The 22,684-nt window shown below is 28.3% G+C and carries 22 protein-coding genes and 1 tRNA gene; 21 read left to right on the forward strand and 2 right to left on the reverse strand.

Annotated features, from left to right (window positions below):
- Positions 1-115 precede the first annotated feature (115 nt).
- The 11 genes from H0I29_RS09900 (at position 116) to H0I29_RS09950 (ending at position 14,751) form a co-directional block, all read left to right on the forward strand.
- Entirely contained in the window at positions 116-982 is an 867-nt protein-coding gene (locus tag H0I29_RS09900; protein ID WP_218752150.1) for a toprim domain-containing protein, read from the forward strand.
- Between the two features lie 797 nt (positions 983-1,779).
- Positions 1,780-2,358: a hypothetical protein gene (locus tag H0I29_RS09905; protein ID WP_218752151.1), complete on the forward strand. Its 579-nt coding sequence runs from the start codon at positions 1,780-1,782 to the stop codon at positions 2,356-2,358.
- Between the two features lie 27 nt (positions 2,359-2,385).
- The gene (locus tag H0I29_RS09910) at positions 2,386-2,712 is read left to right on the forward strand and encodes a hypothetical protein (RefSeq protein WP_218752152.1); all 327 of its coding nucleotides are present in this window, start codon (positions 2,386-2,388) and stop codon (positions 2,710-2,712) included.
- A 299-nt stretch (positions 2,713-3,011) separates the two neighbouring features.
- Positions 3,012-6,194, forward strand: coding sequence for an N-6 DNA methylase (locus H0I29_RS09915; protein ID WP_218752153.1), 3,183 nt, complete (start codon positions 3,012-3,014; stop codon positions 6,192-6,194).
- 37 nt (positions 6,195-6,231) lie between these two features.
- A complete protein-coding gene (locus tag H0I29_RS09920; RefSeq protein WP_218752154.1) occupies positions 6,232-10,461 on the forward strand; it encodes an NACHT domain-containing protein in 4,230 nt (1,409 codons plus the stop codon).
- Between the two features lie 235 nt (positions 10,462-10,696).
- Complete coding sequence (locus H0I29_RS09925; protein ID WP_218752155.1) at positions 10,697-10,987, forward strand: hypothetical protein; 291 nt, start codon at positions 10,697-10,699, stop codon at positions 10,985-10,987.
- The gene (locus H0I29_RS09930) at positions 10,988-11,740 is read left to right on the forward strand and encodes a nucleotidyl transferase AbiEii/AbiGii toxin family protein (protein WP_218752156.1); all 753 of its coding nucleotides are present in this window, start codon (positions 10,988-10,990) and stop codon (positions 11,738-11,740) included. It begins immediately after the preceding gene.
- 326 nt (positions 11,741-12,066) lie between these two features.
- Positions 12,067-12,159, forward strand: a complete 93-nt coding sequence (locus tag H0I29_RS09935) for an AbiH family protein (RefSeq protein WP_254712750.1) — start codon at positions 12,067-12,069, stop codon at positions 12,157-12,159.
- Positions 12,160-12,314: 155 nt separating this feature from the next.
- Positions 12,315-12,824: a HigA family addiction module antitoxin gene (locus H0I29_RS09940; RefSeq protein ID WP_218752157.1), complete on the forward strand. Its 510-nt coding sequence runs from the start codon at positions 12,315-12,317 to the stop codon at positions 12,822-12,824.
- Positions 12,825-12,830: 6 nt separating this feature from the next.
- A complete protein-coding gene (locus tag H0I29_RS09945; RefSeq protein WP_218752158.1) occupies positions 12,831-13,484 on the forward strand; it encodes a nucleotidyl transferase AbiEii/AbiGii toxin family protein in 654 nt (217 codons plus the stop codon).
- Positions 13,485-14,571: 1,087 nt separating this feature from the next.
- Positions 14,572-14,751 (forward strand): PID-CTERM protein-sorting domain-containing protein, encoded by a 180-nt coding sequence (locus tag H0I29_RS09950; RefSeq protein ID WP_218732616.1) that lies wholly within the window; start codon positions 14,572-14,574, stop codon positions 14,749-14,751.
- Here the strand turns inward: H0I29_RS09950 and H0I29_RS09955 are convergent.
- Positions 14,741-15,325, reverse strand: a complete 585-nt coding sequence (locus H0I29_RS09955; protein ID WP_218752159.1) for a riboflavin synthase — start codon at positions 15,323-15,325, stop codon at positions 14,741-14,743. The genes H0I29_RS09950 and H0I29_RS09955 overlap by 11 nt on opposite strands.
- 59 nt (positions 15,326-15,384) lie before the next feature.
- Between H0I29_RS09955 and pdxA the strand changes: the two genes are divergently transcribed.
- The 10 genes from pdxA to H0I29_RS10005 all read left to right on the forward strand — a co-directional run bounded on the left by pdxA (position 15,385) and on the right by H0I29_RS10005 (position 22,420).
- Positions 15,385-16,419, forward strand: coding sequence for a 4-hydroxythreonine-4-phosphate dehydrogenase PdxA (gene pdxA, locus H0I29_RS09960; protein WP_218732618.1), 1,035 nt, complete (start codon positions 15,385-15,387; stop codon positions 16,417-16,419).
- A 71-nt stretch (positions 16,420-16,490) separates the two neighbouring features.
- The gene (locus tag H0I29_RS09965) at positions 16,491-17,027 is read left to right on the forward strand and encodes a DUF177 domain-containing protein (RefSeq protein WP_218752161.1); all 537 of its coding nucleotides are present in this window, start codon (positions 16,491-16,493) and stop codon (positions 17,025-17,027) included.
- A gap of 1 nt (position 17,028) precedes the next feature.
- On the forward strand, positions 17,029-17,226 hold the full coding sequence (gene rpmF, locus H0I29_RS09970) for a 50S ribosomal protein L32 (protein WP_165733114.1): 198 nt from the start codon (positions 17,029-17,031) through the stop codon (positions 17,224-17,226).
- Between the two features lie 154 nt (positions 17,227-17,380).
- Positions 17,381-18,376: a beta-ketoacyl-ACP synthase III gene (locus H0I29_RS09975; protein WP_218752162.1), complete on the forward strand. Its 996-nt coding sequence runs from the start codon at positions 17,381-17,383 to the stop codon at positions 18,374-18,376.
- A gap of 25 nt (positions 18,377-18,401) precedes the next feature.
- Complete coding sequence (gene accB, locus H0I29_RS09980; RefSeq protein WP_208890249.1) at positions 18,402-18,872, forward strand: acetyl-CoA carboxylase biotin carboxyl carrier protein; 471 nt, start codon at positions 18,402-18,404, stop codon at positions 18,870-18,872.
- 81 nt (positions 18,873-18,953) lie between these two features.
- Positions 18,954-20,291, forward strand: a complete 1,338-nt coding sequence (accC, locus tag H0I29_RS09985) for an acetyl-CoA carboxylase biotin carboxylase subunit (RefSeq protein ID WP_218732621.1) — start codon at positions 18,954-18,956, stop codon at positions 20,289-20,291.
- A gap of 90 nt (positions 20,292-20,381) precedes the next feature.
- Complete coding sequence (locus H0I29_RS09990; protein ID WP_218752163.1) at positions 20,382-20,831, forward strand: Lrp/AsnC family transcriptional regulator; 450 nt, start codon at positions 20,382-20,384, stop codon at positions 20,829-20,831.
- A gap of 123 nt (positions 20,832-20,954) precedes the next feature.
- On the forward strand, positions 20,955-21,365 hold the full coding sequence (locus tag H0I29_RS09995) for a response regulator (protein ID WP_218752164.1): 411 nt from the start codon (positions 20,955-20,957) through the stop codon (positions 21,363-21,365).
- Between the two features lie 15 nt (positions 21,366-21,380).
- Positions 21,381-21,698 (forward strand): Hpt domain-containing protein, encoded by a 318-nt coding sequence (locus H0I29_RS10000; RefSeq protein ID WP_218752165.1) that lies wholly within the window; start codon positions 21,381-21,383, stop codon positions 21,696-21,698.
- A 14-nt stretch (positions 21,699-21,712) separates the two neighbouring features.
- The gene (locus H0I29_RS10005) at positions 21,713-22,420 is read left to right on the forward strand and encodes a LytTR family DNA-binding domain-containing protein (RefSeq protein WP_218732625.1); all 708 of its coding nucleotides are present in this window, start codon (positions 21,713-21,715) and stop codon (positions 22,418-22,420) included.
- A gap of 159 nt (positions 22,421-22,579) precedes the next feature.
- Here the strand turns inward: H0I29_RS10005 and H0I29_RS10010 are convergent.
- Positions 22,580-22,652 (reverse strand) — tRNA-Phe (locus H0I29_RS10010).
- Positions 22,653-22,684 lie beyond the last annotated feature (32 nt).

The raw sequence follows: 22,684 nt of genomic DNA on the forward strand, positions 1-22,684 counted from the left end.
TACCTAAAAAGGTAACCTAGGTAGATTGAAAAATGATGCTACCTTGTTTACAACTAACTATTAATCAGTATATTAAGACTCGTAGGTAACTAGGTAGACAGAAAATCAATTTATAGTGAGAGATATAGACAAATTAAGAAATATTCCAATGATTCATATTTTGAAAAAATTAAATATTGAAGCCATTGAAAAGAAAAAAGAACAATATTGGTTTAAAGCCAAATGGAGAAACGAACGCACAGCTTCCGTTAAATGTGAAGGCAATCTGTTTTATGATTTTGGAGATTATAGTGGCGGCAACACAATAGATTTTATTATGAAGCATTTCTCTATTGATTTTGTAAAAGCTGTTAAATGGTTAAGAAAAGAGAGCACTTCTTTTTCTTTTGACCCGCCAAAACAAAACTCATTTTCAGAACTGAAAAAGAAAAAATCGTATTGTATTGATAATGTTCAACAATTACAAAACCATATTTTAATAGATTACTTAAATACTAGGAAATTGAATATCGAAGTATGTAAACGGTATTTAGTTGAAGTGTATTATACAGTAAATGAAAAAAAATATTTCGGAGTAGGATTTAAGACAAATAAAGGCTCATATGAAATTCGAAATAAGTATGCGAAACTAGCATTAGGTCAGAAATGGTTTACTTGGATTAATAATACTAACAAATCAATAATTGTTTTGGAGTCATGGTCAGATTTTATTTCACTTTTAACATTATATCCAAAGTGTGAAGAGTCGAAAGATTTTTTGGTTTTAAATTCCTTGTCGATGCTTTCAAAAGCGGATCAAGTATTAAATGTTTATCCAGGGCTTTTATTTTTACTAGATGGAGATAATGCTGGGGCTAATGCTACTGAAAAATGTTTAAAGAAATGGAGTGTAATTAAATCCTCTGTTAAGGATATTAGATACCTGTTTGATGGTTATAAAGACTTAAATGAATATCTTATGTATAAAAGTACAAAAATATAACTATATAAAAATATGAAGATATAAATGTACAAGTATACAAATGTATCTAATTATAAAAGTATAAAGCTGTAAATGCACAAGTATAAATGTATCTTTTCGAAAAATAATAAAGCAAGTTGTGTTTTTATACGTAATGGATTATTTTTAGAAAATAACCCTATTATATATCTAGTTGGTTTGCATCGTTGTTTATATCAAAATTTCCAGTGCAAGATGTGTCATTATACGTACAAATTTTTCAAATTTGCGGATAATAACAAACCTTGCTTACTTCGTAAGAGTGCTTTTTTCGGAACTCAAAAACCTAAAATATGGAAAAATGAGATAGACATATTGAAAATTTATTTAACAAATTTCAAGAAATATGAATATTTCAAAAGGAGCTACTGAAAAACAAATGTTTCAATTTTTAGAAATATTAGGAGATTATAAAACAATAGTTAATGAGCAAAATAAAAGGATAATTAAAGTTAGATGAAACTAAAAAATGAAATATAACAACTCAAAGTTTTAGCATTTTAAAAGTTTGCTTAAATTTGAATTAAATAGGATAATATAAGAAAAAAAGACAAGTATAAAATATACATATAAAGCGTTTAGCTTTTGAGTTAGTACTATAAAATCGCCAAAATTAATAGCACACTAATATCAAAACTAAGACGCCCACGTTCTGCGTGGGCTGTTCTTATTTGGTGTGCGGGTGTTTGGCGATACCTATAGTGCTAATAAGATTCAGTTCCACGCTTTTTTTGTGCCTAAAAATTAAAAAACACCTAATTTCAATTAATAATAAGCTTATGAAAATCACAACAACAATCCTAATAATTTCACTTTTTACAATATTAACATCTTGTAGCTCAGATGAACTAACCAAAAACAAAGCGGAATCTATGGCTATTGAATGTATAAAAGGTGAAAACCACGTAAAAACAACTACTTCATATTATGGCGTTTTAGAACAATGGGATAGATTTAAAAAGAAAAATACCGTTTTTTTAGAATCGTATAAAAAACTAGAAGAGAAGGGTCTTTACAATATGGGTGAACTACAACATGTAAAAGGTGTTTTAGGGATGAAAGAACGATATGAAATTAGCTTAACACCTAAAGCTGAAAAACTTCTAATTAGTTCAAAAAAAGATGCTAAAGGCAAAATAACAGGAAAGTTTAAAATATGTGAATACACATTTGAGAGTGTAGAAGAAATTCACGAAATACCAGCAGAAAATATTGCTAATGTAAAATTGAAGTTTATCCGAATTAATGAAACTCCTTTTTTTAAAGAGACACACGAGAAGGCGAATCCTAAAGAAGTATTTAAACAAGTTAAATATAAAAAAACCAATGATGGTTGGAAACTTTGTGATAAACAATAGTTTTTAATAACTCTAAAGAGCTTAAATATGTATTCAAAAAACGATAATATTATTGTTGGACTTCTAAAAAATATGATAAGAAAAAACATTACTTATCAGTCAGAAGGATTTAAAGTATTTGATGATTTTTTCTTTGAAGTAGAATTAGACGTGTCTGGCTTTGAAGAAGATTTAATAGAAAAAGGAATCGAAGACTTATGTTCAAACTCTAAATGGCATAAATTAAATGGAGCAAATGTTTTATCTGCAGACATTACATGTCCAAGACTTGATTATACAGCTCAAAAATTGAAATTTCATATATTAAAGCAAAAGTTAATAGAATTTAGAGATTTAGTTTTGAACGAAAAATAATTTTATAGCTTTATATTTTTGTACACTTATACTTTTATATAAAAAGATAAACAGTACGTGACGCCTGCCGCTAAGGCACATTTCAAAAATCAGTTGATTTTTAAAACGGAACAATTACGAGGGTAATTTTTATTCATATTTACCCTCGTTAATATAACAAGAGTAAATATTACCCTTGTAAAGAGTAGAAAAAACAATAAGACTTTTATTGAAAACCACTTACATTATATAAGAACTAGACGCCTAAATACTAATTGATTTTATTACTTTAGAGGCTTCATAATACTCTAAACTAGTCTATGGCATTATTTCAAACCTCAGTATTAAAACAGCACATATCTTTACAAGACAAAGACCTCGTAAATAAAGCTTATAAAAAATACGCTAAGTATTTCTTAAACCCAACCATACAAGACAATATACGCAGTTCTAAAGAAGAAGAATATCAAGGCATATTTCTTACCGAACTATTTGCAAACATATTAGGCTACACCTTAAAACCAAATGCCAATTTTAATTTAGTTGCTGAATATAAAAATCAAAATAACGCACGTAAAGCCGATGGTGCTATATTAAATAACGATGTTGCTATTGGTGTTATAGAATTAAAAGGCACAAACACCAAAGACCTAGAAAGCATACGTAAACAAGCGTTTGATTATAAAGCCAATCAAAAAGGCTGTATATATGTTATCACATCAAATTTTGAAAAACTACGTTTCTACATTAACGATGCTACAGAATTTGAAGAATTTAATTTATTCGAACTTTCACAAGAACGTTTTGAATTATTATATCTATGCTTACAAAAGGATAATATATTAAATAACGTACCCTTAAACATTAAAGAAGCATCCGTAGTTGAAGAAGAACAAATTACAAAACAATTCTATAAAGACTATTCCCTTTTTAAACGTGAATTATATCGAGATTTAGTAAAACGCAATGCAAAACCTTTAAAAGCAAAAGCATCTAATGTCACCTCGAGCGCAGTCGAGAGGTCTCAAGAAGAACAACTAGAACTACAACGTTTAGAAAAAAACGTTAAACTCACACTCTTTAAAAAGTCTCAAAAATTAATAGACCGTTATTTGTTTATTTTCTTTGCCGAAGATAGAGGTTTACTTCCTGCAAACAGCACGCAACAAATATTAGACAAATGGAAAGACGATGTAGACTTTGGCGACGATAGACCGCTATACACACTATTTAAACAATACTTTAACTTCTTAGACCAAGGTAGAGCAGTAACAACCAAAAGAGCCGAAATATACGCTTATAACGGTGGTTTATTTAAAGAAGATAAAACCCTCGATAGTTTAGAAATTGATAGTGAACTATTATACAAACACACCAGTAAATTAGCAGCTTACGATTTTGAAAGCCAAGTTGATGTAAACATACTAGGACATATTTTTGAAAACTCACTAAACGAAATTGAAAGCGTTAATGCAGAAATTGAAGGTGGCGACTTCGATAAACAAAAATCTAAACGTAAAAAAGACGGTGTTTTCTACACCCCTAAATACATTACCAAATACATAGTAGAAAATACTATTGGTAAACTTTGCGATGAAAAGAAAACCGAACTAGGCTTTAAAGAAGAAGAATATTTTAAAGGTAGAAAGAACAGACAAAAAGCAACCATTACAAAACTAGTAAACATACTAGACACGTATAGAGATTGGCTATTGCAACTCACTATTTGCGACCCCGCTTGTGGCTCTGGTGCGTTCCTTAACCAAGCCTTAGATTTTTTAATAAAAGAACATACTTACATAGATGAGTTAAAAACCAAAGTTTTAGGTGGTGGCTTACAGTTTCCCGATATTGAAAACACCATTTTAGAAAACAATATTTACGGTGTAGATTTAAACGAAGAATCTGTAGAAATTGCAAAACTATCGCTTTGGCTACGCACCGCACAACCTAGACGAAAATTAAACGATTTAAGCTCTAATATTAAATGTGGCAACTCTTTAATTGATAGTAAAGCCGTTGCAGGAGATAAAGCCTTTAATTGGGAAACACAATTTCCTAAAGTTTTTGACCTTTCGTCAGGCTCAGGAGGTGGTTTTGATGTTATTATTGGAAACCCTCCTTATGGTGCTAAACTATCAAAAATTGAATTAGAATATATAGTAAAAAAACATGTAGATAAGGGAGTGAGTAAAGCTTTATCAGATACTTATATTGTTTTTTATATTAAATGTTTAGAAGATATTTTAAGAAAGAAAGGATTATTAGGTTTTATAACTCCAAACACTTGGCGCTTAATAATAAGCGGGAAAGATTTTCGATATTTTATTACTGATACTGACTATATTTTTGAGGAAATAGTAGAACATCAAGAAAAAGTATTTATAGATGCAACTGTAGACTGTGATACTTTAATAATTCGAAAAGAAAAGAAAGAAAAACATTTAATAAACATAAGTATTCAAAAGTATTCAAATACCGTTTTGTCACATTTAATTGAACAAAAAGAGCTTGCTAAAAAAAGCTTTTTCAACCTCTATTTAACAGAAAAAGCCTATAATTTAAAAGAAAAGATAGAACAACAATCTGTTTTCGTTAAAGATGTATTGATTATAAAAAATGGAGTTAAGCCATATGAAAAAGGTAAAGGTAAACCTGCACAAACAGCATTTACAATGAAGGAAAAACCTTTTACTTCAGAAATTCAAATTAATGATGAATTTTTACCTTTGATTGGAGGAAGCTCATTTCATAGATATAAGATTTTATGGGATGAAGATTTTTGGATAAAATATGGCGTATGGTTAGCAGCTCCAAGAGACAAGGAGATTTTTTCAGCTCCTGAGAAACTAATTTTTAGACAAACTGGAGATAGCTTAATAGGTACATATGTTGATGATAAATTTATAATGCGTGACAATACCCATATTATATTACCAAAGAATAAATACTATAATCTTAAATATGTATTAGCTGTTTTATCTTCTAAGTTATCTAATTTTATTTATTGGACAAATAATCCTGAAAAAGGAGAAGCTATGGCTCAGATAAAATTATTTCATTTAGGTTTATTATGTATTAAAGATATTGATTTAATTAAACAAAAATATTTTATTGAAAAAGCAGAAATAATATTAAGACTAAATGTTGAAAATTCAAAAATATCTAAAAAGTTCATTAAATATCTAAACTCTCAATTCAGTTTACAAAAACTATCCAAAAAACTACAAAACTGGCACGAGTTAGACTTTGGAGAATTCATAAAAGAATTAAACAAAGCCATAAAAGCAAACAACAAACTACGTATTAAAGACGGTTTAGCAGAAGTACCAACCTTAACCAAAAAAGATGAGTTTGAATGGTTAGACCTCTTTGAAGAAAACAAACAAAAAGCACAAGCCTTACAAACCCAAATTAACCAAACCGATAAAGAAATTGATGCTATGGTTTACGAGTTATATGGCTTAACGGAGGAGGAGATTAAGATTGTGGAGAATTCTTAAATCTAAACTAAATTTATCTTTTAAAAAATTGTTGTTTATGGCAAAAAATACAGGAAAAGAATTTGAAGAGTTAACTAAGGTTTTTTTTACAGATTTATTCCAAAAAATTGGCTTCACGATTAATAAGCAAAGACTTCAAAAAAGTGGTACTCAAGATGGTTTTGACGTATTGTTTGTAATAAGTAAAGATTATATTGAAAGAAAAATCTTTATTGAATGTAAAGATTATTCAAATGATTTAAGTTTTGGTAATATATATGCAAAAGCACATGACTTAGAAGTTAATTATCAATTATCAGAAAATGATACCGCTATATTTATTTCTCCTAGAGCTAATTTTGGGAATAGTAAAAATTCTGAAAAAAATGAACCAATATTTAATTCAGGTAAATTTCCATTTAATATTCGACTATTGGAAAAAAATAATGGGGTTGAAAATCTGTTTGCTACTAACAAGAAAATTTATAAAAAAATTTATAAACAAGATTGTTTAATTAACGTTGATATTGAAAAAGAATATGAAAAATTTCAAAGTATTTTATTTTCACAAGGTGTTTTACGACAAATACAAATAAATGAGACAGATAAACAGAAATATATTATCAATATTGCTAAAACTGATCATTATATAACAAGAAATCTTATTTACCAACAGTTATCATCTAAAAGAGAGAATAATTCAACTAGTGAATATGTTAATGAATTAAACCTGTTTGAAGCAACACAAAATATACTTTATGATAACGATACAGATGGTATCATATTGCTAGGGAATCCTGGTAGTGGAAAATCTATAGAACTCCAAAATTTAGCCATTAATTTATGGGAGCAGAGAAATGACTACAAATGGATACCTTTTTACAGACCAATAAATACTTTTATAAATTCAAGTGAAATTGTAGACTACCTTCCAAAAGACTGGAAAAATATTCCATACCTATTAATAATACTTGATGGTTTAGATGAAATAGCTCATAGTATCGAATTTAAAACTAAACTAGATAGATTTCTTACTGAAAATACTAAGACAAATATTAAATTTATCATAAGTTGTAGAACTAATATCTATGAGAATACTATAAAAAACATTAGGGAATTTGATTGTTTTGTTTTGAAAGAAATCCCTTATTATGGTGCTATTGAATTTTTAAATAAAAAATACCAATTAGATTCAGAAGATTTTTTTGAATTATATCAAAATAGTAATCAGCAAGAATTTTTAAAAACACCTTACTATTTAAACTTGTTTGGTAGATATTACCAACAAACAAAAAAACTACCAACAAATAAAGTTCAACTTATTGAAAGATATATTGAAAATAGACTTGAAGATGATAGAAAAATTAAATATAAAAATAAAGAATTTGATAAATCTACAATTAAGTTAGTTTGTAAAAAAGTAGCACTAGCAATGGAGGCTATGCAGGTAAGTAAAATTTCGAACTCACATATAAATGCCCTTCTGAAAAATGAAAAACAACAATTTACAAACTGTTGTTTTGTGGAGCTAGTTTTTGATGAAGATGAATGGAAGTTTGAACATAAAAATGTTCAAGAATATTTTGTAGCTAGTGCATTAAAAGACTTAGAATTTGAACAAATAATACAATTCATCAAAATAGATGATAAACAGAATAAAACTCATCCCTCATGGCTAAATTCAATTTCTCACCTAATAAATTTATTTGAAAAAGAAGAATCTAAGTTTGAGAAACTTTTAAAATGGCTAGTTGAAAATGATTCAGAAGTTTTATTTAAAGCAGATAGAAACAGGGTTTCAGATGAACTTAAAGAGATTGTATTCCAAAATTACTTTAATAAAAGATGTGTTCAAGACACTTTGTGGGTTAGAAAGTATGATGCAGACGTTAAAGATATTTCAAGATTCGCAAATTGTAAAGAAAATGTAAGTTATTTATTTAAAGTATTTAAAAATGCTAATTATCATAGGCGAACAAGAATTTCAGCGTTAGACTTAATTTCTTTGATGGATTTTGAATTTCTAAAAAATGAAATCAAATCCTGTTTAATAGGATTGATTAAACAACCAATACTAAATGATGATTTTTCATATGCTGCTTTTTTAATTGATTCTTTCAGAGAGTTTCAATTTCATTTGAATAATGAAAATATAGTCAGGTCAATTGTATTGTTTTATGAACAAATTGATCATATAGAAATTACAAACTCTATCTTTAAATTGATTAATGAAGTAGATTGTAATTCATATTTAAAATACATTATTGAAACAGCACCTAAAACTTTAGACAATTCAAAAAGAAAATACCAAAGAGAACATAATTTAAGTACCCTTGAAAATCGTACTCTTAAGGAAATTTTAAAAAAACTAAGTACCCCAAAAGGATGCTTGTTTGAGCTCGAATACTATTTGAAGAATAAACATCATTTTGATATAAAAAAAGAAGATATAGAAGAATCTATAAAAAAAATAACAAATCTTCAAAAAGTAGAAAAGGTTTTATTTAGCGAACTGGTTAAATTTTGTTTAGATAATGAAGATTTGTTGTTTGATTTTGAAGAAATAATATTTTCATTTTTCTATAATACTTCAAATAGAAAGAAGGCATTTTTTGATATTTATAATTCAAACAATGAATTTGATAAGGTTAGAAGACTATTAACTTATCTAGTTTCTGAGAAAGAGTTTAGCTTTATTCTTCAACAGCATAAAACAGGGGTTATTGAAATAAAAGAAATTTTTTATTTTAGAAATAATCTTAGTCACATAAATTTTGAATTAAGTTTAAAATTTCAAGATTTAATAATCAAAGAAACTGGTTTTAATTTTAATGATGAACTACTTAAAATTGAAACTAAAAATAGGTGGAAAGATTTTCATGAAAACAAATTGCAAAATGAATTTGATATTTTATTTGATAAAGAAAAACTTTTATTATTAACAGATGAATATTTTGATAGATTTGATAATGAAACTTTAACTAGAGATAACCAGCTTGATGATAGAAAGGAATATTATAAAAGCTTTAAATTACAAGAAAAATTTCCTCAAAATTTTATTCATTTAATATATTCAAGTTTTCAAAGCAAACAAAAGATTGTTACAGCAAATGATGTAAAACAAAAAATTAGTAATGTTTTATTTCTAATCAAGAATATTAAATCTCAATTGCAAAACGATAAAGGAAATAAGATAAAAATAGATGAAGTTCAACTTAATTTTATAAAAGATTGGTGTTTTGAAGAGGTTAAGAATGTAGATTTTACAGAATATTCCAACTATAATAAAAGAACAAATCACTTAAAATGCGAAATACTCTTATTTTTTAGAGATAAGTTTAAATTAAAATATCCTAAAGAGGTTGTTTTAGATTTTACTGAAGTTTATGATGAAACTTATTTTAATAGATATAAAGATGAATCTATGTTTATAACTGTTACAAATGAAGTTGAAAAAGTAATAGTTGTAAAAAGAGTTATTGAGAATTTTGAGAAAGAGCTATCTAGTAGTTTAGTGATTTGGAATAATTGCTTATTCGCTTTAGAAAATAACATTTCTAGTGTATATCATAAAATAGAGAGCTTAATATCTAATATAGATATTAGTGAATCTATTAGATCTAATGTTCTCGAAAAATACTTTGAGAAAACAAATGATATTAATTTATTAAAGAAAATGATTAGTTTCAAATTTGAAAATGATTATGAAGATTTATTATCATGGACTTGCTTAAAACTACTAATTGAGGCAAATGAATTTGATTTTGTAATTAAAAAAGTTCTTGAGAATCTTTCTTTAGACCTTTCAAGTAAGAATAGAATTGAAAATATAAAGTATTTAATGAGATGTAATTATGTAAATGTCTTTAAACTTTTTAATTTATGGTTAAAATCAAATATTAGTGAATTCAAACAAGAAATTAATTACGGAATCACTAATAAAGATTGGGGTAGTTTTACTAATAAAAATTCGGTTAATGATGTTATTGAATTAATTCAAATTAGTTGTGATCCAAGTTTAAGCTTTAATACTTTTTCTAATCCTATAAGAATAGCGGTTGAAGTTTTGAAAAATATTTCTCAAAATAACAAACCAGAAACATGTTTGGAAGTAATAAATTTAGTAGAAAAATATAAACTATCAATAAAGCAAAAAGACTTTGATTTTTTTTATTTTAATGATATTATAGAAAATACATGGGATAATTATTTAAGTTTAAAATCCAAACCTATATTATTCAAAAACATTTCTCAAAAAATAGATGAATTACAATATGACATTTTGTAATGTGGTTAACAAATTTAATTTTTTAAAATTAAAGAAAAATAACAAAGTATGAAATTGTTTCATTGTCACAAGCCAGAGTTATATTGAGACATTAAATAGAAGTAAGTAACTGATATTAGTTATATCGCTAAGTACAACACTAACAATACAATAAATGGTATAATAGTTGCTTTAAATAAAGTAATTACATACTTTTGTATAGTAATTAAAAATTATTTTTAAATACTATAAACCATTGGCTAAAACAATAAACATATCTAATACTTTTCCAAAACAAGCATTTTGGGATATGGATACTAATAAATTATCTATTCAAAAGGATAAGGCTATTATTATCCCTAGAGTATTAATGACTACAAATGAGGATACTTTTTCTAAAGATATTGAGCTTGTAGAGAGTGTTTATAATACCAATGAAATTTATACTACTTTAAAAAACACAAAAGAACGTATTAGTAATAGCGTTTGTATATTAGTTTCTAAACGTTATAACAAGCCTGCTTTTTCACGCTATGACTTTAGTTAAATGAGTGCGGTTTCAGAAGTACTCTTACAAACTATAAAAGAATTACAATCCTTACCTAGTTTATCTCAATTTGCATTAGCAGGAGGTACAAATTTAGCATTCCGTTTTAATCATAGAGAATCTCAAGACATAGATTTGTTTTGCCCAGAAATAGTTGGTGTAAAACAATTAGAAGCTATAGAAAATGAAATTATACATTTTTATAGTAAAAAGAATGTCACAGGGATAGATTATCCTGCTGATAAAGTAAGTGAACAGCATAGCTTTTTTAGATGCTATATTACAAAACCTTGTGGAGCTAGAATAAAAGTAGAAATCATTCAAAATATGAAAATGATGGATGCTTTAGAGATCATTGATGATGTAAGGTTAGTAACTACAAAAGATTTAGGTTTATTTAAATTAGTTAGTGGTTCAACTAGAGCTGCTAAAAAAGATATTTACGATTTAGATTTCATCACAGAAAAAATATCAATTGTAGAACTATTTGAAGCGTTAAAGGTTAAAAATGAAGTATTCAATAAAAAGGAACATAAGAATATTTTTAATTACAACAATAATGATTGTCCAACACTAAATCCTTATTTATTACTCAAATTTGATGGAGGAGTAAAACAAGTTGGTGTAAAGCCAATGCACTCTAACGATAATATTTTAATTGTTGATGGAGGTAAAAGTTGGATAATGACTAGAACAAGCTGGCGAATGAAAGTCCGTCGCTTATTTAATCATTTAGAAATAGAGTTCAAGTAAATTAATTCCCATAACCAAAAGTTTAGAGTTTTAAAATTCTTTAGGTAATTGCATTCTAAAGATTATTTTTTCTCAAGTTCAAAAATAACTACAACAAGGAATCATATTCTTTTTATTGAAAAACACAACTCCCCAAAGCTAAGTTGCGTAATAGAAGCTCTAATGCCTTTTAGTAAACTACAGGTGACTATATTACTATTATAGAAAACAGCCGCTTATTCAAGGTGTAATTAGTATATTAGTAATGACATTGTAGTACTTAAAATCATACTTTTAACCAATTATCACTTTGAAAGTAGAAAAAAATCTACAACAAACTAATCTTAATAGGAAACGGTTTTGATTTAGCTTTAGGTTTAAAAACGTCTTATAATGATTTTTTGTTTTGGTTACTAAAACCTGAAGTTGAAAATAGTTAGTCTTATAAATGAAAAAAATTTTATATATCGTGATGAATTTAGGACAAGTCATTTAGATGTTAGTGTTTTATAAGTATAAATTAGTGTTAAAAAAAAGTAAACGCTTTTGTTTACTTTTTTAATTATGTATATATTTGTTGCAGAATACAAAAACTATGTTGCCTAAAATCTCTAAAATAAAAGGAATACATCCTGGGCTTATATTACAACGCGAAATAAAGCGTAGTAATATTAAAAGCTCGCAATTAGCTATGGCTATAGGTGAGCATAAACAAACTATTAGTGCTATCATAAATCAAAAACGAGGTATTAATCCCGAGTTATCTATTAAACTGGCAGATTACTTTCATGCAGAAGAAGATTACTTTATGATGCTACAAGCAGGTTATGAGGTTAAAAGTGCATTAACTAAAAATAGTGAAAGAAAACCCAATCTAAACAATATTAGAAAAGTACTATTTTGGGATACCACCTTTGATAAAATCGATTGGAATAAAAACAAACGTGCTATTATAAAGAGAGTTTTAGAAAGAGGTAATGATAAGGAAATTAATGAAATTATAGCGTTTTATGGTAAATCTACAGTATCTACAATAGCAAAGTCTATTAAAAACTCTCGCTTATCTACATTTAAAACAAATGCAGAAATGCATGAGCTTGTTTAAAATTTAATGGCTTTGCATCTAAATACAGTTTCCGACCTTCTTTGGGAATCTTTAAACACACTAATGTCTATTGAGGAGTTTAATGATTTTCGTTTAGTTGGTGGTACATCTTTAAGTTTACAACAAGGACATAGAGAATCTACAGACATAGATTTATTTACTGATGCAGAATATGGTAATATAGATTTTAATCGTTTAGAGGAAATTTTAAATGAGACATTTCCATATACATCTACATCTTCTGTAGGTGATGTTGTATTTGGTAGGTCTTACTTTATTGGTGAAAATGCTGACAATGCTCTTAAATTAGATATTTATTATAGTAGTGAACCTTTTATATTTCCAATATTAGTTAATGGCAATGTGCGTCTAGCACCAAATGAAGAAATAGCAGCAATGAAATTTGAAGTAATTGCAAATGGTGGTCGTAAAAAAGACTTTTGGGATATACATGAGTTGCTAGATGTATTCACTTTAGAAGAAATGATAAGTTTCTATTTACTACGCAACCCTTATGGTTCAACAAGAGAAGAGGTGCTAGAAGCTTGTTTAGATTTTTCAGGTGCAGAAGACGATTTATTACCTAATTGTTATCGTAACAAAGCTTGGGAACTTATAAAATTAGATATAGAAGAAGAAGTGCAAAATATTTTAAATTAAGACAATTAAAGTCACCACAACCTAGTTTTTTGCTTAGGTAAAACAAATTACAAAACCTTACCTAAGCATGTTTTTGATACTATTTTGATACCAAATTTTAGCTAAAACAAATAAAACACTGATAATTAACACCTTAGAAAAACTTCGCACATACCAAGTGGGACCACCATTAATAGCAAGCCTTTACAGAAATGTAGAGGCTTTTTTTTGTTTAATTTTTCATATCGTCTGCACATTGATTATAATATTCCTTTGTATTACAAATTTAAAACTAATGTAAGTTATCAAGTTGTTTTCAGAAGATTCTATAAAGAATATTTAGTATATAGAAATAAATGATATAACCCAATAGAGGACGTTTTATGTTTTAGAATAAAAGATTCTTTCTTATTCTAAAACATATTAAAGTGGCATGCTGAAGACAGTATAGGTCTATTACTGTTTCTGATTTATTTCAAATATCTAAGAAATATAGAAAAGAGAAGCTTATTAGTTTAGATTGATAACACTATTCCCTTTCATTTTTTTGAATTGATAAACGTTACAACTTTCGAACTTAAAAATAAAATGCGAGTACAATTTACGTAAGAGTGTAGAGTGTGCAGACTAATTGCTATTTAGTGTTTCTGTAAACAAACACGAATTTAGTTATTTATTCGATAGTAAAATTAAGAATACAATAAATGCTGTTAGAAGTGCTAGACAATGGTAGGTATTCAAGTCTGCTAATTATTGTCATGATTAATGTGGTATATGTAAGATGGAATTGTGGGTATAATTGTGTTACTTTATTCTTTGATAAGGTTGAGGATAGAGGAATCAAATTATATTTAAAACTTAATAGAAAAATTGTGATTAATTAAGAAAAGTATATATATTTGCACCATAAAACAATTAGATACTATTCTGATACTCAAAATAGTTTATTGTTTTTATAAGAGTTGAAAAAAAGTGTTTTTTTTTTGATGTAATATCAAGTGAGATTGCTTTTTTCTTCTTATTAATAAAGAAATATACATTTGTTCTAACAAGTGGTATAGTTTGTATAAAGTTTAATTAATATTAATTTTAATCTGGGGGGATAAAAATGATAAAAAAAAAACATTTCGCATTTATAATAATGCTAGCATTTACTTATGTAATTAGTGCACAAAACGTGCCGCCACCTGCAGGACCACCACCACCACCTGGTTTAGCGATAGATGGTGGTCTAATTTTCTTAATAGTTTCAGGAATTATTTACGGAGTTAAGAAGGTTAAGGATTAGTAAGTCTACTAACATATTTTCCAATAACATCAAATTCTAAATTTACACAATCATTTAGTTTTAAAAACTTAAAGGTTGTGTTTTCTGCTGTATAAGGTATTATAGCAACACTAAATTCATTCTTTTTAGAGTTTACCACTGTTAAACTTACCCCATTTACTGTAATTGATCCTTTTTCTATTGTTATGTTTTTATTAGAAGCATCATAATTAAAAGTATAAACGGTACTCCCATTTTCATTTTTAATATTTATACAAGTTGCTGTTTGGTCTACATGGCCTTGTACTAGATGACCGTCTAATCTGTCTCCTAATTTCATTCCTCTTTCTAAATTTACAGAATCAGTTTTAGATAAACTACCAATATTTGTTTTGTTTAAAGTTTCTTTGATAGCTGTAACGGTATATTCATCATTTTTAATATTTACTACAGTTAAGCACACGCCATTATGAGCAACGCTTTGATCTATCTTTAATTCATTTGTAAAATTACTTTTTACAGTTAAATGAATGTTGTCTTGTTCTTTAGTGATATTTGTGACTGTACCAAGGGTTTCTATAATTCCGGTAAACATATTTGTAAAATTTAGTTACTTTTGTGATATTCAAAAATAGGAATAATAGAAGAGTTACTATGGATAAATCTGATAAAATTATAGTTGGTATTTCAATAGGAGATTTAAATGGAATAGGTTTAGAAGTTATTCTAAAAACCTTTCAAGATAAAAGAATGTTAGATTTTTGTACGCCAGTTATTTTTGGAAGTACAAAGGTAGTTACTTATCATAAAAAAGCATTACGTGCAGAGACTCCTGTTCATGGAATTACCTCTATAGAGCAGGTTAATCACAATAAGGTTAATGTATTAAATATTTGGAAAGAAGAAGTTGCTGTAGCATTAGGTGAGGCGACTAAAGAATCTGGAGAATATGCGGCGAAATCATTAGAGATAGCTACTACTCATTTAAAAGAACAGAAGATAGATGTTTTAGTTACTGCACCAATTAATAAAGAAACAATACAATCTGATACTTTTAATTTTCCGGGGCATACAGAGTATTTAGAAGATAAGTTAGAAGGAAAGAGCTTAATGATTTTAATGACGGATGCATTAAGAATAGGATTGATAACCGGTCATATTCCTATATCTAAAGTTGCAGAATCCATAACTCCAGCATTAATTAAAGAGAAAGTAGGTACTATGTATACTTCTTTGGTGCAAGATTTTGGTATTAATAAACCAAAAATAGCAGTTTTATCTTTAAATCCACATTGTGGAGATAAGGGGGTTATTGGTGTAGAAGATGATGAAATTATAAAGCCAACTATAGATGAAATAAAAGAATCTGGTAAGCTAGTTTTTGGACCTTATGCAGCAGATGGTTTCTTTGGTTCGGAAACATATAAGCAATTTGATGGTGTTTTAGCAACGTATCACGATCAAGGGTTGGCGCCATTTAAAGCATTGTCTTTTGGTAGTGGAGTAAATTATACGGCAGGTTTAAGTGAGATTAGAACGTCTCCAGACCATGGTACAGGCTTTGATATAGCTGGAAAAAACATAGCAAACCCATCTTCTTTTAAAGAAGCATTATTTACTGCTATCGAAATTTATAAGACAAGAAAAGAATATAAAGAGCTCACAAAAAGTCCTCTTTTAGTAAAATAAAAAACTTTTAATAGAAAAGAGTGTAGAATAATAAAATTTTATATCTTTGCACGCTTAATTGATATTTGGAAATGAAAGACTTAAAGGAGTTCGACATACAATTTGTAGGATTAAAGGAAGGAATTCATTTGTTTGAATATGAAATTAACAATACGTTCTTTAATGTTTTTAATTTTGATGAATTTGAAAGTTCATCAATTAAAATATCATTAAATTTTATAAAGAAGAGTACGTTACTAGAATTAACTTTTACCGCCAATGGTTATGTAGAAGTACCTTGTGATGTTTCTAACGAACTTTATAAACAAGATGTTCAAGCAGTTTTACCTTTAGTGGTAAACTTTGGACCAGAATTTAATGATGAAAATGAGGAGATTTTAATATTACCTCATGAGGCGTATGAGTTTAATGTAGCTCAGTTTATTTATGAAATGATTGTATTATCAGTTCCTAATAAAAGAGTTCATCCAAAAGTTTTAGATGGAACAATGGACTCTGAAGCATTAAATAAGTTAAGAGAATTAGAAATAAAAGAAGTAAAGACTGTTGAAGAGACAGACCCAAGGTGGGATAAATTAAAGAATTTAATAACAGAAAAAAAGACATAAAATGGCACATCCTAAGAGAAAAATATCCAAAACTAGAAGAGACAAAAGGAGAACTCATTATAAGGCATCTTATCAGCAGATTGCTACAGACCCTACAACAGGAGAATCTCACTTATATCATAGAGCTCACTGGCATGAAGGTAAATTATACTATAGAGGACAGATCGTATTAGAATCGGCATCTGCAATAGAAGCATAAAAGAATCAAAAGTTTTTTTTAAAACCCTCATTAATTGAGGGTTTTTTTGCGTTTTTAAAGTTGAAATTAATTCTTTTGATAATTTTTACTTTAAAAAGTGAAATAAATTTCACTACTTTTGATTTTCCTAACCACATGGAAAACAACTAAAATTATGACAAAAATCACTGCAGCAATTACAGCAGTAGGGAAGTATGTTCCTGAATATGTTCTAACTAATAAAGAGTTAGAGACCATGGTAGACACTAATGATGAATGGATTACCAGTAGAACAGGGATTAAAGAAAGAAGGATTTTAAAAGGAGAAGGTTTAGGTACTTCATACATGGCAATAAAAGCTGCGGAAGAATTATTACAAAAGTCAAACGTAGATCCTGCAGAAATAGATTTAATTATTATTGGTACTGCAACTCCAGATTTACCTATAGCATCTACAGCGGCTTATGTGGCATCAGAAATAGGAGCAGTAAATGCTTTTGGTTATGATTTGCAAGCAGCATGTTCTAGTTTTTTATATGGTATGTCTACAGCAGCTAGTTATATAGAGTCTGGTAGATATAAAAAAGTATTGTTAATAGGAGCAGATAAAATGTCTTCTATAATAGACTATAAAGATAGAGCTACTTGTATTATTTTTGGTGATGGAGCGGGAGCTGCTTTGTTTGAACCAAATTATGAAGGCTTAGGTCTGCAAGACGAGTACTTAAGAAGTGATGGTATAGGACGAGACTTCTTGAGAATAGAGGCAGGTGGTTCTTTAATGCCAACAACTCAAGAAACTGTTGCGTCAGATAAACACTTTGTATATCAAGAAGGAAAAACTGTTTTTAAATATGCAGTTTCTAATATGGCAGATGTTGCCGGAAAAGTATTAGAAAGAAATAATCTTACAGAAAAAAATATTCAATGGTTAGTAGCACACCAAGCTAATAAACGAATTATTGAAGCAATAGCTAAAAGAGTAGGGGTTCCATCAGAAAAAGTTATGATGAACATTCAAAAATACGGAAATACTACATCTGCAACTTTACCACTTTTACTAGCAGATTATGAAAGTCAATTAAAAAAAGGAGATAATTTAATTTTTGCGGCATTTGGTGGCGGTTTCACATGGGGAGCAGCTTACGTAAAATGGGCGTATAATTCATAAACACAACAATTAAACAATTATGAGTATGGATATTAAAGAGATTCAAAATCTTATAAAATTTGTAGCTAAATCTGGCGCTAGCGAGGTAAAGTTAGAAATGGAAGATGTAAAGATTACAATTAGAACTGGTTCTGGTAAAACAGAAACAACAATTTTACAAGCAGCTCCGATGGCTGGTATGCCTCAAGTTGCACAACCTGTTGCAGCAGCTCCTGTTACAGCAGATACAGTAGTAGCGGAAAGTGGTGATTCTAAATATATTACTGTAAAGTCTCCTATTATTGGAACTTTTTATAGAAAACCATCACCAGATAAGCCTAATTTTGTGGAGGTAGGAACAGATATTTCTGTAGGAGATACTGTTTGTGTTATTGAAGCAATGAAATTATTTAATGAAATAGAATCTGAAGTTTCAGGTAAGATCGTTAAAATATTAGTGGATGATTCTTCTCCTGTAGAATTTGATCAGCCATTATTCTTAGTAGACCCATCGTAATAGAAAGAGTTTAGATTTTTGATTATAGAATAGATGTTCTAACTCAAAATCTTATAACTTATAACTTATAACTCTTAAATTATGTTTAAAAAAATATTAATTGCCAATAGAGGGGAGATAGCACTTCGTGTTATTAGAACCTGTAAAGAAATGGGCATTAAAACTGTAGCAGTATATTCTACTGCGGATGCAGAAAGTTTGCACGTAAGATTTGCAGATGAAGCAGTTTGTATTGGTCCAGCACCAAGTTCTGAGTCTTACTTAAAAATGTCTAATATTATAGCAGCTGCAGAAATTACAAATGCAGATGCTATTCACCCTGGTTACGGATTTTTATCTGAAAATGCTAAGTTTGCTAGATTATGTGAAGAGCATAATATAAAATTTATTGGAGCAACTGGTGATATGATTGATCAAATGGGAGATAAAGCGAATGCTAAATCTACCATGATTGCTGCAGGTGTACCTTGTGTACCAGGAAGTGAAGGTGTTATTGAAGACTTTGAAAGTTGTGAAAAAACAGCTATAGAAACTGGTTATCCAGTAATGTTAAAAGCTTCTGCAGGAGGTGGGGGGAAAGGAATGCGTGCTGTTTGGAAGCCAGAAGATTTAAAAGATGCTTGGGATTCTGCAAGACATGAAAGTAAAGCAGCTTTTGGTAATGATGATATGTATATGGAGAAGCTTATTGAAGAGCCTAGGCATATAGAGATTCAAATTGTTGGAGATTCTTACGGGAAAGCTTGTCATTTATCAGAAAGAGACTGTTCTGTGCAACGTCGTCATCAAAAGTTAACAGAGGAAACTCCTTCTCCTTTTATGACAGATGCTTTAAGAAAGAAAATGGGTACTGCAGCTGTAAAAGCAGCAGAGTTTATAAAGTATGAAGGTGCTGGAACTGTAGAGTTTTTAGTAGATAAGCATAGAAACTTCTTCTTTATGGAGATGAATACTCGTATACAAGTAGAGCACCCTATTACGGAAGAAGTAGTAAATTACGATTTAATTAGAGAGCAAATTTTGGTAGCTGCAGGTGTACCAATTTCTGGAAAAAATTATTTTCCTCAAATGCACTCTATAGAATGTAGAATTAACGCAGAAGATCCGTATAACAACTTTAGGCCAGCTCCAGGAAAGATTGCAACTTTTCACTCTCCAGGAGGGCATGGAGTAAGAGTAGATACTCATGTGTATGCAGGGTATATGATTCCACCAAATTACGACTCTATGATTGCGAAATTAATAACTACTGCTCAAACAAGAGAAGAAGCTATTAATAAAATGAAACGCGCATTAGATGAGTTTGTAATAGAAGGTGTTAAAACAACAATTCCTTTCCATAGACAATTAATGGATCATCCAGATTATGTTGCAGGAAACTATACAACTAAATTTATGGAAGATTTCGAAATGAAATAATACATAAGATTTAAGTTTAAATTGATATTAAAATAGAGAACACAATTTGTGTTCTCTATTTTTTTTACCTTTATAGTCTAAGATATAAAGATGAAGATAGACGGTATTGATAAAAAAATTATAAGAAGTTTAGTAAAAGATGCAAGAGTACCTATTTTAAGTATTGCAAGAGATATTGGTATATCTGGAGCAGCAATTCATCAAAGGTTAAGAAAATTAGAGAAATCTAAATTAATCGATGGTTACCAAATGAAGATAAATCCAGAAGCTTTGGGGTATACTACAATTGCTTTTGTAGGTGTTTATTTAGAAAATACCGCAGTGTTATCATCAATTATAAAGAGGCTTAAAGAAGTTAGAGAAGTTGTAGAATGCCATTATACAACGGGTAATTTTACAATTTTTATAAAAGTATTATGTAAAGATAATGAAGACTTAATGTGTTTGTTAGAGACTAAAATAAAAGTGATGAATGGTGTTACTAAGTTTGAAACATTCATTTCTCTCAATCATAAAATTGATAGACAGGTTTATGTATAGCATTATATTAAACATTAAATCTTTACCACTTAACGAGTTTTTACTTCAAATAAGCTAACAAATATTTTTTTTTAATTTTATTAGTTCATTTTTACATCATCTTAAAATAAAATGTAAGAAAATATGAACTTCCTCTCCATATTACTTGTTGATGATGATGAAATAGAAAGAATGAAGTTTAAAAAGGTGTGTAATGATAATAATTGCCGCTCTAAAGTAGTAGAAGCAAAAGATGGTAAACAAGCATTACGTATTTTAAATAAAGCAGAACATTCTTTTAATATTATTATTATGGATTTGCATATGCCGGAAATGAATGGGTTAGATTTTTTAAGTAATTTAAAATCTAATGTTAAATTTAGAAATATCCCTATAATAGTTATGTCTAATTCTGAAGATGATACAGAATTAAAAATATGTTATGATTTTGGAGTTTCGGGCTTTTTTACAAAGCCGTTACAATTTTCTGATTATTCTAAAAAAGTAGTATCACTATTAAATTATTGGAAAGAGAATAAACTTATTAAAGAATAAATAATATGAACAAAGATGGAAGAACCTAATTTAAGTTATATAAAAGATCTTTCTGGAGGAGATAAAGAATTTGAAGAGAGTATTTTAATTGTTTTAAAAAATGAATTTCCAGAAGAATGTTTACTTTTTAATAAACATTATAATAATAAAGAGTACTCAGAAGCTGCAGACAAAGTACATAAGATAAAACATAAAATTAGTATTTTAGGATTAAAAAAAGGTACTGAATTAGCTTCTAAATTTGAAAAAGATTTAAAAAATAATGATACCAAATTATATACCGATTTTATAAATGTTTTAAACAAAATTCATGTATATTTAAAAGTCAAATAATTTTTAAAAATAGTATGAATTGTATAGTAATTGATGATGATGCAACAGCAAGACTGATTATTAAAAAGCTATGTGCCGATTTTAAGGAGGTTGCTGTTTTAGAGGAGTTTGGTTCTGCTATAGAGGCTATAAAATACCTTAACTCAAATGAAGTAGATTTAATATTTTTAGATATTCACATGCCTACATTTTCTGGTTTCGACTTTATTCAAACTTTAAAATCTCCACCAAAAATAATTTTAACAACATCAGATAAAAATTTCGCGCTTCAGGCATTTGAATATGACTGTGTAGTAGATTATCTTGTAAAGCCTATTGCTAAAACAAGGTTTAATAAGTCTTTGCAAAAATTAGCTAGTTTAGAAAAAGCAGGCAGTTCCAAGAGCGTAACTAATTCTTCAAAGGAAGGTTCTGATTTTATTTATGTAAGTGTAGAGAGAAGGCTTGTTAAAATTAATATTCCTAGTATTTGTTTTGTAGAAGCAAAAGGAGATTATATTAGCATTAGGACAGATAGTAAGAGCTATATAGTACATTCAACATTAAAAAAAATAGAAGATAAACTACCTTCTTCTTTATTTCTTAGAATACATAGGTCTTTTATTATTAATATTTCTGAGATTGTAGATATTGAGGATAACAGCGTACTTATTCAAAAAAGTGTAATACCAATTAGTAGATCTAATAAAAGTGAATTGATGAGAAGGTTGAATTTACTTTAACATTCTTTTAAATATTAAATTTCGTTTTAATTAAATAATCTAGGATTTACTATGGTTTGTTTATAGTATTGAGGTGTTTCTAAATTTTAGATAACACCTTTTTATTTAGTATCCTAAAAAGTAAAAACCCTATAAACATATTGTTTATAGGGTTTTAAGTGGTACCTCCAGGAATCGAACCAGGGACACAAGGATTTTCAGTCCTTTGCTCTACCAACTGAGCTAAGGTACCATTACTTTAGAAGTTAGATTAATATCTTTCCC

Source organism: Polaribacter sp. R2A056_3_33, assembly GCF_019278485.1.
GTDB lineage: Bacteria > Bacteroidota > Bacteroidia > Flavobacteriales > Flavobacteriaceae > Polaribacter.

Excerpts from the sequence above, each read along its gene's own strand:
- H0I29_RS09905 (WP_218752151.1), top strand. The coding sequence starts at position 1,780 with ATGAAAATCACAACAACAATCCTAATAATTTCACTTTTTACAATATTA.
- H0I29_RS09910 (WP_218752152.1), top strand. The coding sequence starts at position 2,386 with ATGTATTCAAAAAACGATAATATTATTGTTGGACTTCTAAAAAATATG.
- H0I29_RS09915 (WP_218752153.1), top strand. The coding sequence starts at position 3,012 with ATGGCATTATTTCAAACCTCAGTATTAAAACAGCACATATCTTTACAA.
- H0I29_RS09920 (WP_218752154.1), top strand. The coding sequence starts at position 6,232 with ATGGCAAAAAATACAGGAAAAGAATTTGAAGAGTTAACTAAGGTTTTT.
- H0I29_RS09930 (WP_218752156.1), top strand. The coding sequence starts at position 10,988 with ATGAGTGCGGTTTCAGAAGTACTCTTACAAACTATAAAAGAATTACAA.
- H0I29_RS09940 (WP_218752157.1), top strand. The coding sequence starts at position 12,315 with ATGTTGCCTAAAATCTCTAAAATAAAAGGAATACATCCTGGGCTTATA.
- H0I29_RS09945 (WP_218752158.1), top strand. The coding sequence starts at position 12,831 with ATGGCTTTGCATCTAAATACAGTTTCCGACCTTCTTTGGGAATCTTTA.
- H0I29_RS09950 (WP_218732616.1), top strand. The coding sequence starts at position 14,572 with ATGATAAAAAAAAAACATTTCGCATTTATAATAATGCTAGCATTTACT.
- H0I29_RS09955 (WP_218752159.1), bottom strand. The coding sequence starts at position 15,325 with ATGTTTACCGGAATTATAGAAACCCTTGGTACAGTCACAAATATCACT.
- pdxA (WP_218732618.1), top strand. The coding sequence starts at position 15,385 with ATGGATAAATCTGATAAAATTATAGTTGGTATTTCAATAGGAGATTTA.
- H0I29_RS09965 (WP_218752161.1), top strand. The coding sequence starts at position 16,491 with ATGAAAGACTTAAAGGAGTTCGACATACAATTTGTAGGATTAAAGGAA.
- rpmF (WP_165733114.1), top strand. The coding sequence starts at position 17,029 with ATGGCACATCCTAAGAGAAAAATATCCAAAACTAGAAGAGACAAAAGG.
- H0I29_RS09975 (WP_218752162.1), top strand. The coding sequence starts at position 17,381 with ATGACAAAAATCACTGCAGCAATTACAGCAGTAGGGAAGTATGTTCCT.
- accB (WP_208890249.1), top strand. The coding sequence starts at position 18,402 with ATGGATATTAAAGAGATTCAAAATCTTATAAAATTTGTAGCTAAATCT.
- accC (WP_218732621.1), top strand. The coding sequence starts at position 18,954 with ATGTTTAAAAAAATATTAATTGCCAATAGAGGGGAGATAGCACTTCGT.
- H0I29_RS09990 (WP_218752163.1), top strand. The coding sequence starts at position 20,382 with ATGAAGATAGACGGTATTGATAAAAAAATTATAAGAAGTTTAGTAAAA.
- H0I29_RS09995 (WP_218752164.1), top strand. The coding sequence starts at position 20,955 with ATGAACTTCCTCTCCATATTACTTGTTGATGATGATGAAATAGAAAGA.
- H0I29_RS10000 (WP_218752165.1), top strand. The coding sequence starts at position 21,381 with ATGGAAGAACCTAATTTAAGTTATATAAAAGATCTTTCTGGAGGAGAT.
- H0I29_RS10005 (WP_218732625.1), top strand. The coding sequence starts at position 21,713 with ATGAATTGTATAGTAATTGATGATGATGCAACAGCAAGACTGATTATT.